The sequence below is a fragment of the Streptomyces sp. NPDC048295 genome, assembly GCF_040652135.1.
In the GTDB taxonomy this organism is placed as follows: Bacteria; Actinomycetota; Actinomycetes; order Streptomycetales; family Streptomycetaceae; genus Streptomyces.
Map to the genome: position 1 here is coordinate 319,458 of NZ_JBEZLL010000001.1, position 13,650 is coordinate 333,107.

Genomic DNA, 13,650 nt, shown 5'->3' on the forward strand with positions numbered 1-13,650 from the left:
ATACGGAAGACAGGACGAAGGACCGGGCGAAGGACCACAGGGGCCGTGGTGGCCGCGCTCACCGCCGCGCTGCTGCCCTGGCAGAGCGCCTCGGCCGAGACCACCCCCGCCGCAGCGCCCCCGCCCGAAGTGCTGCCCTCGCTGCGGCAGTGGCAGCCCGGGGAGGGCGAGTTCACCCTGACCGACCGGGCGCGGATCGTGCTGGAGGGCGTGCGCGACAGCCGTACGACCGCCGACGCGCGCCGTTTCGCCGGTGAGCTGGCCACCGGGCGGGCCTCGGTGTCCCGGGGCCTCGCGGCGGCCCGTCCCGGCGATGTCGTGCTGCGCCAGGACCCGTCCCTGAAGGGATCGTTGGGCGCGGAGGGCTACCGGCTCGATGTCGGCGACCGGGTCACGGTCACGGCCGCGACCTCCACCGGTGTCTTCTACGGCTCCCGGACGGTCCTCCAGCTGCTGAACGACGACGGCAGGGCCGCGCGCGGTTCGGCCACCGACGTGCCGGCGTACCGGGAGCGCGGTGTGGGCGTCTGCGCCTGCTACATCAACGTGTCGCTCCCGTGGTTCGAGCGGCTGATGAAGGACATGGCGTCCCAGAAGCTCAACCAGCTGTGGATCGAGGCCAAGGTCAGGAGCGACACCGACCCGGCGTCGGCGTTCTGGGGCTACTACACCAAGCCACAGGTACGCGCCCTGGCGGCGCTGGCGAAGAAGTACCACATCGAGCTGGTGCCGGAGATCAACTCCCCCGGCCACATGGACACCTATCTGGAGAACCACCCGGAGCTCCAGCTCAAGGACAGGAACGGGGTCTCTTCCCCACCCCGGCTCGACATCTCCCGGCCCGAGGCGCTCGCGTACTACACCTCGATGGTCGACGAGGCGCTGGAGGTGTGGGGCACCCGCTCCTGGCACATGGGCGCGGACGAGTACATGATCGGCTCCTCCTACCCGGACTATCCGCAGCTGCAGACCGCCGCGACCGCGAGGTTCGGCGCGAAGGCGACCCCCGACGACCTCTTCGTCGACTTCATCAACCAGGTCGACGAGCATGTGAGGGCCGGCGGCCGGTCGCTGCGGATCTGGAACGACGGCCTGGCGGGCAGGAACGGTGTGGTCCCGCTGAACCGTGACATCACCGTCGAGCACTGGCTGGGCGGCGGCAGCATCCAGAAGCCCTCCGCGCTGCTCGCCGAGGGCCGGCCGGTCATGAACTCCGCCTACGCGCTCTACCTGGTGCGCGGCGGCTACACCACGCGGACCCGGGAGCTCTACGAGAGCGACTGGACCCCGCTGCGCTTCGAGGGCGAGACCCTGCCCGCGACGGCGGCGAACCTCACCGGGGCCAAGATCAGCCTGTGGCCGGACAGCGCCGCGGCCGAGACCGAGAACGAGGTGGAGGCGAAGACCTTCATGCCGCTGCGGTTCCTGGCCCAGGCCACCTGGGGCGGCCCCAGGCCGAGCGCGACGTACGACGGTTTCGAGGCGCTGGCGCGGCGGATCGGCCATGCGCCGGGGTGGTCGAACACCGACCGCACCCCGCTCCCCGACGGCACGTACCGGCTGACCGCGGGCGCCAAGGGCCTCGCCCCGGGGGCGGATTCAGGAGTCTTCCTGGTCCGTGGCGGCACGGCCTCCTGGACGCTGACGGCCACCGCCGACGGGTACTACACGGTGCGCCCGGCCGGGACGGACCAGTGCCTGGACGCGGTGCGCGGCAAGAAGTACCTGGGCGCCCCGCTGGAGGTCGGGGCCGAGCTGTCGCTGGCCGGCTGCTCGGCGACGGCGCGTACGCAGCGCTGGCAGCTGGACGCCTCGGCCGGGGCGCTGACCCTGCGCAACGCCATCTCGCAGCTGCACCTGACGGAGCGGGCCGGGGACGGCGCCGCGGTCCAGACGACGGGCGGTACGCGGCTGACGGTGAAGTCCTCCTGACCGTCCCGCACAGAGGTGGGGCCCGCCGGTGCCGGCGGGCCCCACCCGTGTGTCAGATGCCGCAGTTGGGCGCGGACCAGAAGTGGCTGGGGCCCTGGTTCACGTGGACGTGGTCGTTGTGGTCCGGGTAACCCGGGCCGAGGATCCCGTTGAACCCGTGGTTGCGGGCCTGCTGGGCCAGGGTGCAGAAGGCGATCCCGCCCAGGTCGGCCGCGTCGCCGTACAGATGACGGCTGTTCGAGGCCCCGCCGACCGCGCTGTTGCAGGACGTCGAACGGAAGCCGCTGTTGACGGTGATCGGGCGGTCACCGAGCGCGTGGCGCAGCGCCTCCAGCTTCCACATGGTGCTCAGCGCGTTGGCCTTGGCCGTTCCCGCAGCGACGGCACCACCCGCCCAGGTGCTGTTGCAGTGGTTGAGCTCGGCGTAGGTGAAGTGGGCCGGGGTGCAGTCGTTGTCCTGGAGCTCGTAGATCTTGGCCTGGGTGGCCGGGCCCGCGATGCCGTCGGCGGCGAGGCCGTAGGCGGCCTGGAAGCGCTTGACGGCGGCGGTGGTGGCCGGTCCGTACGAGCCGTCGATGGCGAGCACGGAGTTGTAGCCGGGGTAGCCGGCCACCCGGATCTGGAGCTGGACGACGTCGTTGCCGGTGGCGCCGGGGGACATGGTGCGGGTCCAGGTGTAGCAGCCGTCGGCCTGTGCGGTGCCGGCGGTCACCACGGCACCACCCAAGGCGAATGCCATGGTCATGACAAGGCCGAGCAGGAGTCGTGCGGTACGTCTGATCATGTGGGGCTCCCCGCTGTGACGGAAGTGTGGTCAGAGAGCTTGTCGGACGAGTCGACGCGCGTCAACTGCCCACGGATGAATGGCAGTTGACGCGGCGCCCGGGAAGGAAAACCGATGGGCCCGGCCCCTCGCGGGACAGCGAGGAGGCCGGGCCCACCGGTGAGGCCGGGTGTGCGCTCAGTCGTTCGGCACGACCTCGTAGCGCGGCGTGTTCTCCGCCATCTGCCGCAGCGCGTCCTTGCGGTCCCGCTTGGAGAGCCGGTCGATGTACAGGTAGCCGTACAGGTGGTCCGTCTCGTGCTGGAGGCAGCGGGCGAAGTAGCCGCTGCCCCGGACCTTGACCGGGTTGCCCTCGGCGTCCTGTCCGCGGACCACCGCGTAGTCCGGGCGGGCCAGCGAGGCGTACGCCGTCGGGACGGAGAGGCAGCCCTCGTTGGAGTCGTCGAGGATCCGGTCCTCGGGCGCCAGCTCCTCCAGCACCGGGTTGCAGACCGCGCCCACGTGCCGCACGCCCTCGTCGTCCGGGCAGTCGTAGACGAAGACCTTGAGGTCGACACCGATCTGGTTGGCGGCCAGGCCCACGCCCTCCGCCGTCCGCTGGCTCGCGAACATGTCGTCGATCAGCCGGGCCAGCTCGTCGTCGAACTCGGTGACGTCCTTGCACTCCTTGTGGAGCACCGGGTTGCCCACGACCGTGATCGGACGGGAGGTGCCGCGCTCGCGATGCGCCGCCTCGCGCGCCTCGCAGTCCTCGGTGTCCACGACGAAACCCTCGTCGTCGACGCTGATCTGCTCGTCCGTCTCCTGCTGCGCCATGTCCGCAGTACGCCTTCCTCAAACCTGAAACCGGGCCCTGGGCCTGAAGCCCGGCCCTACCTGAAACCCGGCCGTCCACTCGTCCGGGGCCGGGCACCCGAGCACCGCGACCGGTGCCCGTACAGCCTACGGGCACCGGTCAGCAGACTTCTTCGAGATCCCGCCACTCGCGGCTGTCCGGGCTGTCCGCCACCCAGCCGTCCAGCAGACCGCGCACCAGCCCGGCCGGCGCCGCTATCCCGCACTCCCGCTCGGGCACCCACAGCTCACCGGAGGTGCGGTGGCCCAGCGGGCCCGGATGCCCCGGCTCGCTGTGGTCGTGCGGGTCGAGGTGCTCGCCGTCGCCCTCGTCGCTCTCCATCCGGCTCTCCGAGCAGGCCCGGCAGAGCAGCCGCACGGAGGACGACCAGTCCTCGGCGGCGAACCCGGCGTCGGAGGCCAGCTGCTCCAGCGCGTCCCGGTCCGCCTCGGTGGCCGCTTCGAGCAGCACCACCCAGGTCGGCACGGGGGACGGCGCCCACAGCTCGATCTCGTCGAAGACGGGGTACGAGGGCCCGGCCGCGGTGACCCGCTCGCCGTGCGGCACCCCGTCGTGCAGGACCACCTCGCCCCAGCGGCGGCCGGACGACGGCAGCGGAATGGAGAGCACCTCCATCCGGGCCGGATCGAGCCTGCGGCCCCAGACCACCTCGGCCTCGCCCTCCGGCGACAGCCGTACCGCGGCACTGCCCAGCTCCATGCCGACCGGCTCGCTGTTGGCCGCCGAGGTGTGCTGGCCGGCGCCGGGCACCTTCAGGCCGTACGCCTGCCAGGCCCGGCGGGCCAGCGGCCAGTCCTGCAGCGCGGTGGCGGCGATCCCGACGTTCCACCAGTCGGGAGCGCCGGATTCCTTGTCGAGCAGCGCGACGGCCCGCAGGCCGGCGGCTCTCGCCTGTTCCCAGTCATGCCGGAACTTGTGCAGCAGCGCCAGGTTGAACCACGACTCCGAGAGCCAGGGTTCCAGGTCCGCCGCACGTGTCAGCAGCGCGCCCGCGTCCTCGTACCGGCCGTCGCCGATCAGCGTGAACGCGCGGTCCGTGGCCTGCCGCCAAGAGGCGGAGGGCCGATGCCGTACCTTCCCGAAGATCCTCACGATTCCCGCCTGTCCCGACTGGACACCCTCGTTTTCCGCTCTTCTTCGCATCCAACCATGCCGGGCCGGACGCCCGCTCATTACCCATGGGTTACCCGGGCAGGACCGGGGCCGGAGCGCCCCGGGCCAGGACCCTGGCCAGTGATTCCACGACTTCGGGCTGATAGTCGTGGGCGGTCCCGAGCCTGAGTTGTTCCAGTGCGCCCAGCGGCCCGGTGAGACTTTCCCCGCACAGGTCGTCGTATGCGTTGACGACCCTGACGATCCTGGCGGACAACGGCTGCTCGCGATAGGGGTCGGCCTGCCGTTCGACGACGACGGCGACCTCGGTGTCCACCCCGGTCTGGCGGACCACGGCCCCGCCGAGCAGCGCGATGCGGCGCTGCTCGGCGGCGGGCAGGGTGGCCGTCGCCCCGTCCGGGACCGGGTCGACCAGCGAGAGCTGGCCGATGTCGTGCATGAGGGCGGCGTGCTCCAGCACGGTCAGCCGGCTCCCGGAGAGCCCCAGCTCGCGGCCGACGGCCCGGCAGAGCACCGCGACCCTGCGGGCGTGCCCGTGCGGGGTGTACCCGGCGATCTCGGTGGACCTGGCGAGCGAGGCGATGGTCTGCCGGTAGGTGGTGCGCACGGCGGCGAACCGGCGGAACGAGACCTGGGTCAGCAGCAGCGGTACGCACAGGACGGGCAGCGCCCACAGCCCGGCGACGGCCACCCCGAGGGCCATCACCACCCCGGTCGCGCAGACCGCCGACCCGATGCCGAGAAGACCGCGCAGCTCGTCCCGCAGGAGCGGCGGGTAGGGGTGGCGGGTGCGCGAGCGCAGCAGCAGGGCCGCGAGCACGGCGTCGCACAGCGCGGTCAGGACGAGGATCAGGAGCAGCACGAGCACGTACGACGGACCCTCGCCGAACCGGCTCCCGGCGCGGCCGCTGTTGTACAGGGGCTGGAAGCAGACGGCGGCGAAGGCGACGGTGAGGATGCGGCGGGCCACCCGGTCGAGTGCCGGTCCGGCGCCGCGCGCCACATGGGGCACACAGGCGACCAGCTGGGCCGCGACGAGCACGGCGACCACCTGGAGGACGCCGTGCGAGGTCGGTCCGCCGCCGCTGCGGCCGAGCAGGGCGTACGCGAGCGCTCCGGCGGCTCCGAGCGGTGCGGGCTCGCGCTCCCCGGGCAGCGCGCCCCAGCGGGCCAGTTCGCCCACCGTGATGAGCACCCCGAAGGCGAGGGCGTGGCCGGGGTCGTGGAGGCCGTACCAGAAGGTGTGCGCGAGTCCGGCGGCGGCGAGGAGGGCCGCGGCGGCGCGGACGCCGAGGACGGCGGGCTGCTGTGTCCCGGCCCGGGTCATCCGCGGCGGTCCGCGGCCGACTGCGGACCGGGCGCCGCGCCGAGCCCGTCGGCCGGCGGCTGCGGAGGGGGTACGCGGTCGAGTCGGCCGGACGGCCGGGGGTGGCCCGGGACGGCCTTCGCGCTCCCGCTCCGGGGCCCCGGGAGCCCCGGCTCGTCCGCCGTCACGGACCGCGTCGCCGCCGACCAGCCGTGCCGTTCGAGACCGCGCGCCAGCGCCCGGACCATCTGCGGGTCGAACTGCGTGCCCGCGCACCGCTCGAGCTCCTCCAGCGCGGCCGGCACCGGTCTCCCCCGCCGGTACGACCGGGTCGAGGTCATCGCGTCGAAGGCGTCCGCCACCGCGACCACCCGGGCGAACTCAGGGATCTCGCGCCCGCTGAGCCCGTACGGATAGCCGCTGCCGTCGAGCCGTTCGTGGTGGTGCAGGATCGCGGCCCTCGCCTCGCCGAGGAAGCCGATGCCGCGGACGATCTCGTGCCCGTACTCCGGATGCAGCTCGATCACCTGTCGCTCCTGGGGCGTGAGCGGCCCGTCCTTGCGGAGCACCCGGGTGGGGACGCCGAGCTTGCCGACGTCGTGGAGGATGCCGGCGAAGCGGACGACCTCCAGGCGGTCCTGGTCCATGCCCAGCTCGCGGGCGATGAGGACGGAGGCCCGCCCGACCCGTTCGCTGTGACCGCGGGTGTACGTGTCCTTGATGTCGACGGCCTGCACCAGCGCCCTGATCGTGGCGCGGTGGGCGGCGTGCTCGCGGTGGTACTGGGCGAAGACCCAGCAGGAGATGTACATCGGCAGCAGGACGATGAGCGCGGAGAGCGGACCGTACGGACCGCGCCACAGGACCGCCATCATCAGCCCGGCCAGTCCGTGCACCAGGTGCGCTCCCAGCGAGCGGGGCAGCAGCCCGCTCCAGGCCCGCCGCAGGGGCAGCCGTTCGGCCGCGGCCAGGATGGAGCCGTCCAGCGCGGTCAGTACGAGGCTGAAGGCCAGAGCGGCGCCGCAGGCGGGCAGGATCGCGCGGGGCAGGTCGGGGAGCCGGCCGGGGCCGCCGAGCGTGGCGGCGCCGCCGAGGAGTCCGTGGACGGACGAGGCCGCCCAGACCGTGACGGCGAGCTGCGCGGCCCGCCAGACGCGCCGCGCGGTGGCGGGCGGCCGCTCCACCCGGCCGACCAGCGAACCGGGCACGGCGACCAGGGCTGCGGCAGCGGGCGGCAGCAGGAAGGCGGCGGCGAGCAGCAGCGGAAAGAACGATCCGGCACGGATCGGCACGGAGCTGCCGAAGAAGGGCCGACGGCCCGGGAGTTCACAGACCAGGTAGAGCCCGGTGAGCAGTGCGACGGTGACCCACGGAGTCCCCCCGCCGCTGTGCAGGGCGGGGAGCACGCACCACAGGGCGCCCCCCGCGACCGCCGGAATGTACGCGCGCGCCGCCCCGCGTGTGGCTCTCACCCGCTCGGCCCGCCCTCCGACATGGTCAATGGAGGCGCCACGCTAGCGAGTTGCGCGAGCAGTCGAGCTTCAATGAGCCCGATTAGCACATTCGGGTGATTCTGCGGTGGTGGCCGGTACGGCCGGGCCGCCGGGTGTCACTCCTTGGCGGCGGTCGGCTGTTCGCTCGCCGCGGCCGTCACGTCCTGCTCGGGCACGGCCTGCCCCGAGCGGATCAGATCGATCCGGCCCATGACCTTGGACCGCAGATCGCTGGGCACGTCGTCCTGGCCGCAGCAGCGCTTCACCAGCTTCTTGACCGCCTGCTCCAGGCCGTACTTCTCCAGGCACGGGGAGCACTCCTCGAAGTGCACCTCGAACTTGGTGCAGTCGCTGTCGGGCATCTCGTGGTCGAGGAACTCATAGAGATGATCGAGGACTTCCGAGCAGTCCGTCTCGTGCGGCTCTCCGCAGCTCATGAGCCCGAGCCTTTCCGATCGTCCGACTCTCCGGCACCGGCCGGGACGAGCCCGCGCTCACGGGCGTAGTCCTCCAGCATGCCGCGCAGCTGGCGGCGGCCCCGGTGCAGTCGGGACATCACCGTACCGATGGGAGTCCCCATGATGTCCGCGATCTCCTTGTAGGCAAAGCCCTCGACATCGGCGAGATACACGGCGATGCGGAACTCTTCGGGGATCGCCTGCAGTGCGGACTTCACGTCGGAGTCGGGCAGGTGGTCGAGCGCCTGCGACTCCGCGGAGCGCAGACCGGTCGACATGTGCGACTCGGCACGCGCCAGCTGCCAGTCCTCGATCTCCTCGGCGGCGCTGCGCTGGGGTTCGCGCTGCTTCTTGCGATACGAGTTGATGAACGTGTTGGTGAGGATGCGGTACATCCACGCCTTGAGGTTGGTGCCCTCACGGAACTGGTGGAAGGAGCCGTACGCCTTGGCATAGGTCTCCTGGACCAGGTCCTCGGCGTCCGCGGGGTTGCGCGTCATGCGCAGCGCGGCCGAGTACATCTGGTCGAGGTAACCGAGCGCGTCCCGCTCGAAGCGCGCGTTGCGCTCGGCGGGCGTCTCCTGTGCACGGCCGTCGTCGGTCCCTGTGTCGGTCCCAGTGACCGGACCCACCTCCTCCAACGCTGTGGCGGAGCCGAAACCGGACCCGCTCGAATCGGAGAATAGTCGACCTTGCTTCGAGACGGGCTGTCGTTCCGATCCGCCCGGGCCCCGCTCGGGAGTGGTCCTGGCCGCATGCAGCACCGTCCACTCCAGGTCAGCGGCGTTCGAGCGGCGCGGGCAGATGGTCGAACCCATGCGACGGACTCCCTCTCCACGTACGACGTTGATGTACCGATGACACCGACAACAGTGGCCCCCCGCGCAACATTCCCGGGGTGTACGTCACACGAGGGCGGCCAGCCAGCCGGTCACGGCGGAGGTCAGGATGGCCATCGCCTCGTCCTGGCCCGGACCGGCTTTCTTCGGCACGGCGAACCCGTGGTCGCCGTAGGGCACTTCGGCGATCTCGTACTCCCCCGGCGGGAATTCGGCGGGCCGCCCGAACGGGTCGTGGCCGCCCTGCACGACGAGCGTGGGCACGCCGGTGCCGAGCAGCTCGTCCTCGCGGGACTTCTCGGGCCTGCCCGGCGGGTGCAGCGGGAAGCCGAGCGCGAGGACGGCGTGGGCACCGAGCTCCGCGGCGGTCCGGCAGGCCACCCGGGCCCCGGCGCTCCGCCCGCCCGCGACGACGGGCGCCCCTGCGGCGGTGAGCGCGGGCCACAGCCCCCGCCATCCGGTGTCCAGGGTCTTCGGGGCGGGCGCGAGCCGCTTCCCGGCGACCCGCCACGGCTGCTCCACCAGGGCCACGGTGACCCCGTGGGCGGGCAGCGCGGCGGCCAGGGCCTGGAGGTCGCGGGCCTCGATGCCGCCGCCCGCGCCATGGCCGAGGGCCAGCACCAGCCGCGCGCTCCCGGTCTTCGCCGTGCCCGTCGCGGGGAACCAGCTGATCCTGGCCGGTCCGGCATCGGTGTCGACCGTTTCGACCGTTTCCGCCTCGGGCCGGCGGCCCGTCTCCGTAGTACTCACGTGCCCCATCCTCCCCGCCCGGGGCTCAGAAGAGTGTGCCCACCTCCGGCGCGGCCAGCTCTTCCAGCAGTTCGGGGCCGTTGTTGCGGACGTTGCTGACGGCCGTGGCCACCGGATAGGCCCGCATCAGCCCGCCCGGCGACGGTGCGAGCAGCCCCTTCAGCTCCTCGGCGTCGGTGCGCGAGGGGTCGAGCCAGGCGTCCCAGCGGTCCGGGGTCAGCATCAGCGGCATCCGCGGGTGGATGTCGGCGAGCGTGGCGGGGCCGTCGGCGGGGGCCACGGCGAGCGGGGTGGTCTCCGCCTCGGTCGTGATCACCGTGCAGGTCACCCACCAGGCCATCGGGTGGTCGTCCGGCAGCGTCCGGTCGCGCCAGAACTCGTACAGCCCGGCCATCGCGAAGACCGATCCGTCGGCGGGCGTCACGAAGTACGGCTGCTTGCGCGGGCGCTTCTTCTTCCCCTTCTCCTCCAGCTGCCGTTCGTCCGCGCCGGTGACCCACTCGTAGTAGCCGTCGGCGGGCAGGATGCAGCGCCGGGAGACGAAGGGGCGGCGGAAGGACGGCTTCTCGTGGACGGTCTCCGCACGGGCGTTGATCATCCGCGCGGCGCCCTCCGGGGACTTCGCCCAGGACGGTACGAGTCCCCACTTCAGTGCCCGCATCTGGCGAACCGGACGCGGGTCGTCTGCGTCTTTCACAGGACGCTCAAGTACGGCGTAGACCTCCTTGGTGGGCGCCACGTTCCAGTCGGGCGCCAGGGCCTCGGCCGGTTCCCACTTCTCGACCCGGAAGAGTCCGGTCAGGTCCTCGGGCCGCCGACTCGCTGCATACCGTCCGCACATAAGTGCCAGACTGCCACGACCGCCACGCCGGCCGGACCCGATACCGCAAGCCGAACCGCAAGGAGACGCCCACGTCATGAACAGCACCGATCTGGGCAATCTGTGGGACCGCGTGTTCGGTACCCAGCCCGCCCCCGAGCAGTGGCTCGTGGTGGTGACCGGCACACTCGCGCTGATCGCCGTCGTGCCGAACCCGATATGGCGGCTGTCCCGCAACGCGATCACCATCGCGCACGAGGGCGGGCACGGGCTGATCGCGCTGCTCACCGGACGCAAGCTGTCCGGCATCCGGCTGCACTCGGACACCAGCGGCCTGACCGTCAGCCGCGGCAAGCCGACCGGGATCGGCATGATCCTCACCGCGGCCGCCGGCTACACCGCGGCGCCGCTGCTGGGCCTGGGCGGCGCGTGGCTGCTGGTCGACGGCAGGATCACCCTGCTGCTGTGGGTGTCCACCGCGCTGCTCGCGGTGATGCTGGTGATGATCCGCAATGTGTACGGGGCGCTGACGGTGATCCTCACCGGCTCGGCCTTCCTGCTGGTGTCCTGGCTGGCCTCACCCGCCTGGCAGGCGCTGTTCGCGTACACCGTGGTCTGGTTCCTGCTGCTCGGCGGCGTGCGCCCGCCCTTCGAGCTCCAGTCCAAGCGGCGGTACGGCGGTGCGCCGGACTCGGACGCGGACCAGCTGTCGCGGCTGACGGACGTACCGGCCGCGCTCTGGCTCTTCCTCTTCCACGCGGTGTCCCTCTGTTCACTGATCGGGGGCGGGCGCTGGCTGCTCGGCATGTGAGGGCCGGTGGCGGCGGGGCCCCGCGAAAGCTGCCGTGCTCGCCGGACGCTCTAAAGTGAGGTCCATGACCGAAAGCTCCGTGCACCCCGCTCTCTGGCCCGCCCCGCATGCGACCGGGGCCGTCGACGCGACGGTCACCGTGCCCGGATCGAAGTCGGTCACCAACCGCGCGCTCGTCCTCGCCGCGCTGGCCGCCGAGCCCGGCTGGCTGCGCCGCCCGCTGCGTTCCCGAGACACCCTGCTGATGGCCGAGGCGCTGCGCGCGATGGGCGTCGGCATCGAGGAGGGCGTGGGCCCGGACGGCTCCGGCGAGGCCTGGCGGGTCATCCCGGCCGGTCTGCACGGCCCGACCACGGTCGACGTCGGCAACGCGGGCACGGTCATGCGCTTCCTGCCGCCGGTCGCGGCGCTCGCCGACGGCCCGATCCGCTTCGACGGCGACCCGCGTTCGTACGAGCGCCCGCTGACCGGTGTGATCGACGCGCTGCGGGTGCTCGGCGCCCGGATCGACGACGAGGGGCGCGGCTCGCTGCCGATGACGGTGCACGGCGGCGGTGCGCTGGACGGCGGCCCGGTGGCGATCGACGCCTCCTCGTCCTCCCAGTTCGTCTCGGCGCTGCTGCTGTCGGCGCCGCGCTTCAACCAGGGGGTGGAGGTGCGCCACACCGGCGCCAGGCTCCCCTCCATGCCGCACATCCGGATGACCGTCGACATGCTGCGGGCGGTCGGCGCACAGGTCGACGAGCCGGAGACGGGCGGCGAGCCGAACGTCTGGCGGGTCTCCCACTCCGCCCTGCTCGGCCGTGATCTGACCATCGAGCCCGATCTCTCCAACGCCCAGCCGTTCCTCGCGGCCGCGCTGGTCACCGGCGGCCGGGTCACGATCCCGGACTGGCCCGAGCGCACCACCCAGCCGGGCGACGCGCTGCGGGAGATCTTCACGGCGATGGGCGGCAGCTGCGAGCTGACCGAGCACGGCCTCACCTTCACCGGTTCGGGCCGTATCCACGGCATCGACGTCGACCTCGGCGAGGTCGGCGAGCTGACCCCGGGCATCGCGGCGGTCGCGGCGCTGGCCGACTCCCCGTCCACCCTGAGCGGTGTCGCCCATCTGCGGCTGCACGAGACGGACCGGCTGGCCGCGCTCACCAAGGAGATCAACGAGCTCGGCGGCGATGTCACCGAGACCGCCGACGGCCTCCACATCCGGCCCCGGCCGCTGCACGGCGGTACCTTCCATACGTACGACGACCACCGGATGGCCACCGCGGGGTCGATCATCGGCCTCGCCGTCCCCGGAGTGGAGATCGAGAACGTGGCGACCACCGCCAAGACCCTGCCGGACTTCCCGCAGATGTGGACCGGAATGCTCGGGGCCTGAGACATGCGCCGCTACGGCAAGAACCCCGACGAGGACGACATCCGGGTCCGCCCGAACCGCAAGGGAAACCGGCCCCGTACCAACATCCGGCCCAAGCACGAGGACGCCGAGGAGGGCATGGTCCTCACCGTCGACCGGGGCCGTCTCACCTGTCTTGTCGAGGGTCGTACGGTCATGGCGATGAAGGCCCGTGAGCTGGGCCGGAAGGCCGCCGTGGTGGGTGACACGGTCTCCCTCGTCGGGGATCTCTCCGGTGACAAGGACACCCTCGCCCGCATCGTCCGCATCGGTGAGCGCCGCTCGGTGCTGCGCCGGACGGCGGACGACGACGATCCGTACGAGCGGGTGGTCGTCGCCAACGCCGACCAGCTGGCGATCGTCACCGCACTGGCCGATCCGGAACCCCGGCCGCGGATGATCGACCGCTGTCTGGTCGCCGCGTACGACGGCGGGCTCTCCCCGCTCCTGGTCCTCACCAAGTCGGATCTGGCCTCCCCGGACAAGCTGCTGGAGGCATACACCCCGCTGGGCGTCCCGTTCATCGTGACCAGCCGCGAGGAGCTGGAGAACGGCGACGCGGCCGACCGGGTCCGCGAGCAGCTGAACGACCGGGTCACCGCCTTCGTCGGGCACTCCGGAGTGGGCAAGACCACGCTGGTCAACGCGCTGGTGCCGAAGGACCGGCGGCGTACGACGGGCGTGGTCAACGCGGTCACCGGCCGCGGCCGGCACACCACCACCTCGGCGCTGGCGCTGCCGCTGCCGGACTACCGCGGCTGGGTGATCGACACCCCCGGCGTCCGCTCCTTCGGGCTCAACCACATCGACCCGTCCCGGGTGATCCACGCCTTCCCCGACCTGGAGCCCGGCACCGAGGAGTGCCCGCGCGGCTGCACCCACGACAGCCATGAACCGGAATGCGCCCTGGTCGCCTGGGTGGCGGACGGCCATGCCGATCCGGCCCGGCTGGACTCGCTGCACCGGCTGCTGTCCACGCGGGAGCGGCGCGAAGGCGACTGACCGGGGCACGTTTGCGATCCGGCGCCGCAGGTAAATGCATAATCACACCCAGTGTGGCAAGGCGGTCACCGACGCGGGAGGGCACTG

13 protein-coding genes are annotated in these 13,650 nt (G+C 72.2%); 4 read left to right on the forward strand and 9 right to left on the reverse strand.

Annotation, left to right across the window (positions count from 1 at the left end; translation table 11 throughout):
* Nucleotides 1-45 precede the first annotated feature (45 nt).
* A complete protein-coding gene (locus AB0D53_RS01390; RefSeq protein WP_362438259.1) occupies nt 46-1,932 on the forward strand; it encodes a family 20 glycosylhydrolase in 1,887 nt (628 codons plus the stop codon).
* A 52-nt stretch (nt 1,933-1,984) separates the two neighbouring features.
* On the opposite strand, the gene AB0D53_RS01395 is transcribed toward AB0D53_RS01390, so the two are convergent.
* The 9 genes from AB0D53_RS01395 to AB0D53_RS01435 form a co-directional block, all read right to left on the reverse strand.
* On the reverse strand, nt 1,985-2,716 hold the full coding sequence (locus AB0D53_RS01395; protein ID WP_362438262.1) for a D-Ala-D-Ala carboxypeptidase family metallohydrolase: 732 nt from the start codon (nt 2,714-2,716) through the stop codon (nt 1,985-1,987).
* Nucleotides 2,717-2,893: 177 nt separating this feature from the next.
* On the reverse strand, nt 2,894-3,532 hold the full coding sequence (gene def / locus AB0D53_RS01400) for a peptide deformylase (RefSeq protein ID WP_362438265.1): 639 nt from the start codon (nt 3,530-3,532) through the stop codon (nt 2,894-2,896).
* Between the two features lie 139 nt (nt 3,533-3,671).
* Complete coding sequence (locus tag AB0D53_RS01405; RefSeq protein WP_329815930.1) at nt 3,672-4,664, reverse strand: hypothetical protein; 993 nt, start codon at nt 4,662-4,664, stop codon at nt 3,672-3,674.
* A gap of 91 nt (nt 4,665-4,755) precedes the next feature.
* Nucleotides 4,756-6,012 carry an HD domain-containing protein gene (locus AB0D53_RS01410; protein WP_362438269.1) on the reverse strand — a complete coding sequence of 419 codons (1,257 nt, stop codon included), beginning with the start codon at nt 6,010-6,012 and terminating at the stop codon, nt 4,756-4,758.
* Nucleotides 6,009-7,463 carry an HD-GYP domain-containing protein gene (locus AB0D53_RS01415; RefSeq protein WP_362438272.1) on the reverse strand — a complete coding sequence of 485 codons (1,455 nt, stop codon included), beginning with the start codon at nt 7,461-7,463 and terminating at the stop codon, nt 6,009-6,011. Before AB0D53_RS01415 ends, AB0D53_RS01410 begins: the two co-directional genes overlap by 4 nt.
* Before the next feature lie 137 nt (nt 7,464-7,600).
* Nucleotides 7,601-7,921 (reverse strand): mycothiol system anti-sigma-R factor, encoded by a 321-nt coding sequence (rsrA, locus tag AB0D53_RS01420; protein WP_072483830.1) that lies wholly within the window; start codon nt 7,919-7,921, stop codon nt 7,601-7,603.
* A complete protein-coding gene (locus AB0D53_RS01425) occupies nt 7,918-8,574 on the reverse strand; it encodes a sigma-70 family RNA polymerase sigma factor (protein ID WP_189542902.1) in 657 nt (218 codons plus the stop codon). Before AB0D53_RS01425 ends, rsrA begins: the two co-directional genes overlap by 4 nt.
* 273 nt (nt 8,575-8,847) lie before the next feature.
* Entirely contained in the window at nt 8,848-9,540 is a 693-nt protein-coding gene (locus AB0D53_RS01430) for an alpha/beta family hydrolase (RefSeq protein ID WP_362438277.1), read from the reverse strand.
* A 16-nt stretch (nt 9,541-9,556) separates the two neighbouring features.
* On the reverse strand, nt 9,557-10,372 hold the full coding sequence (locus AB0D53_RS01435) for an SOS response-associated peptidase (RefSeq protein ID WP_362438280.1): 816 nt from the start codon (nt 10,370-10,372) through the stop codon (nt 9,557-9,559).
* Between the two features lie 76 nt (nt 10,373-10,448).
* Between AB0D53_RS01435 and AB0D53_RS01440 the strand changes: the two genes are divergently transcribed.
* The 3 genes from AB0D53_RS01440 to rsgA all read left to right on the forward strand — a co-directional run bounded on the left by AB0D53_RS01440 (nt 10,449) and on the right by rsgA (nt 13,563).
* Nucleotides 10,449-11,162: a M50 family metallopeptidase gene (locus AB0D53_RS01440; protein ID WP_362438284.1), complete on the forward strand. Its 714-nt coding sequence runs from the start codon at nt 10,449-10,451 to the stop codon at nt 11,160-11,162.
* Nucleotides 11,163-11,226: 64 nt separating this feature from the next.
* On the forward strand, nt 11,227-12,543 hold the full coding sequence (gene aroA, locus AB0D53_RS01445; protein WP_362438287.1) for a 3-phosphoshikimate 1-carboxyvinyltransferase: 1,317 nt from the start codon (nt 11,227-11,229) through the stop codon (nt 12,541-12,543).
* A gap of 3 nt (nt 12,544-12,546) precedes the next feature.
* A complete protein-coding gene (rsgA, locus tag AB0D53_RS01450; protein ID WP_362438290.1) occupies nt 12,547-13,563 on the forward strand; it encodes a ribosome small subunit-dependent GTPase A in 1,017 nt (338 codons plus the stop codon).
* The last annotated feature ends 87 nt before the right edge of the window (nt 13,564-13,650 follow it).

What these genes read in the sequence shown, in the direction of transcription:
- aroA (WP_362438287.1), top strand. Translation starts at nt 11,227, where the DNA reads ATGACCGAAAGCTCCGTGCACCCCGCTCTCTGGCCCGCCCCGCATGCG.
- rsgA (WP_362438290.1), top strand. Translation starts at nt 12,547, where the DNA reads ATGCGCCGCTACGGCAAGAACCCCGACGAGGACGACATCCGGGTCCGC.
- AB0D53_RS01430 (WP_362438277.1), bottom strand. Translation starts at nt 9,540, where the DNA reads ATGGGGCACGTGAGTACTACGGAGACGGGCCGCCGGCCCGAGGCGGAA.
- AB0D53_RS01395 (WP_362438262.1), bottom strand. Translation starts at nt 2,716, where the DNA reads ATGATCAGACGTACCGCACGACTCCTGCTCGGCCTTGTCATGACCATG.
- AB0D53_RS01410 (WP_362438269.1), bottom strand. Translation starts at nt 6,012, where the DNA reads ATGACCCGGGCCGGGACACAGCAGCCCGCCGTCCTCGGCGTCCGCGCC.
- def (WP_362438265.1), bottom strand. Translation starts at nt 3,532, where the DNA reads ATGGCGCAGCAGGAGACGGACGAGCAGATCAGCGTCGACGACGAGGGT.
- AB0D53_RS01440 (WP_362438284.1), top strand. Translation starts at nt 10,449, where the DNA reads ATGAACAGCACCGATCTGGGCAATCTGTGGGACCGCGTGTTCGGTACC.
- AB0D53_RS01435 (WP_362438280.1), bottom strand. Translation starts at nt 10,372, where the DNA reads ATGTGCGGACGGTATGCAGCGAGTCGGCGGCCCGAGGACCTGACCGGA.
- rsrA (WP_072483830.1), bottom strand. Translation starts at nt 7,921, where the DNA reads ATGAGCTGCGGAGAGCCGCACGAGACGGACTGCTCGGAAGTCCTCGAT.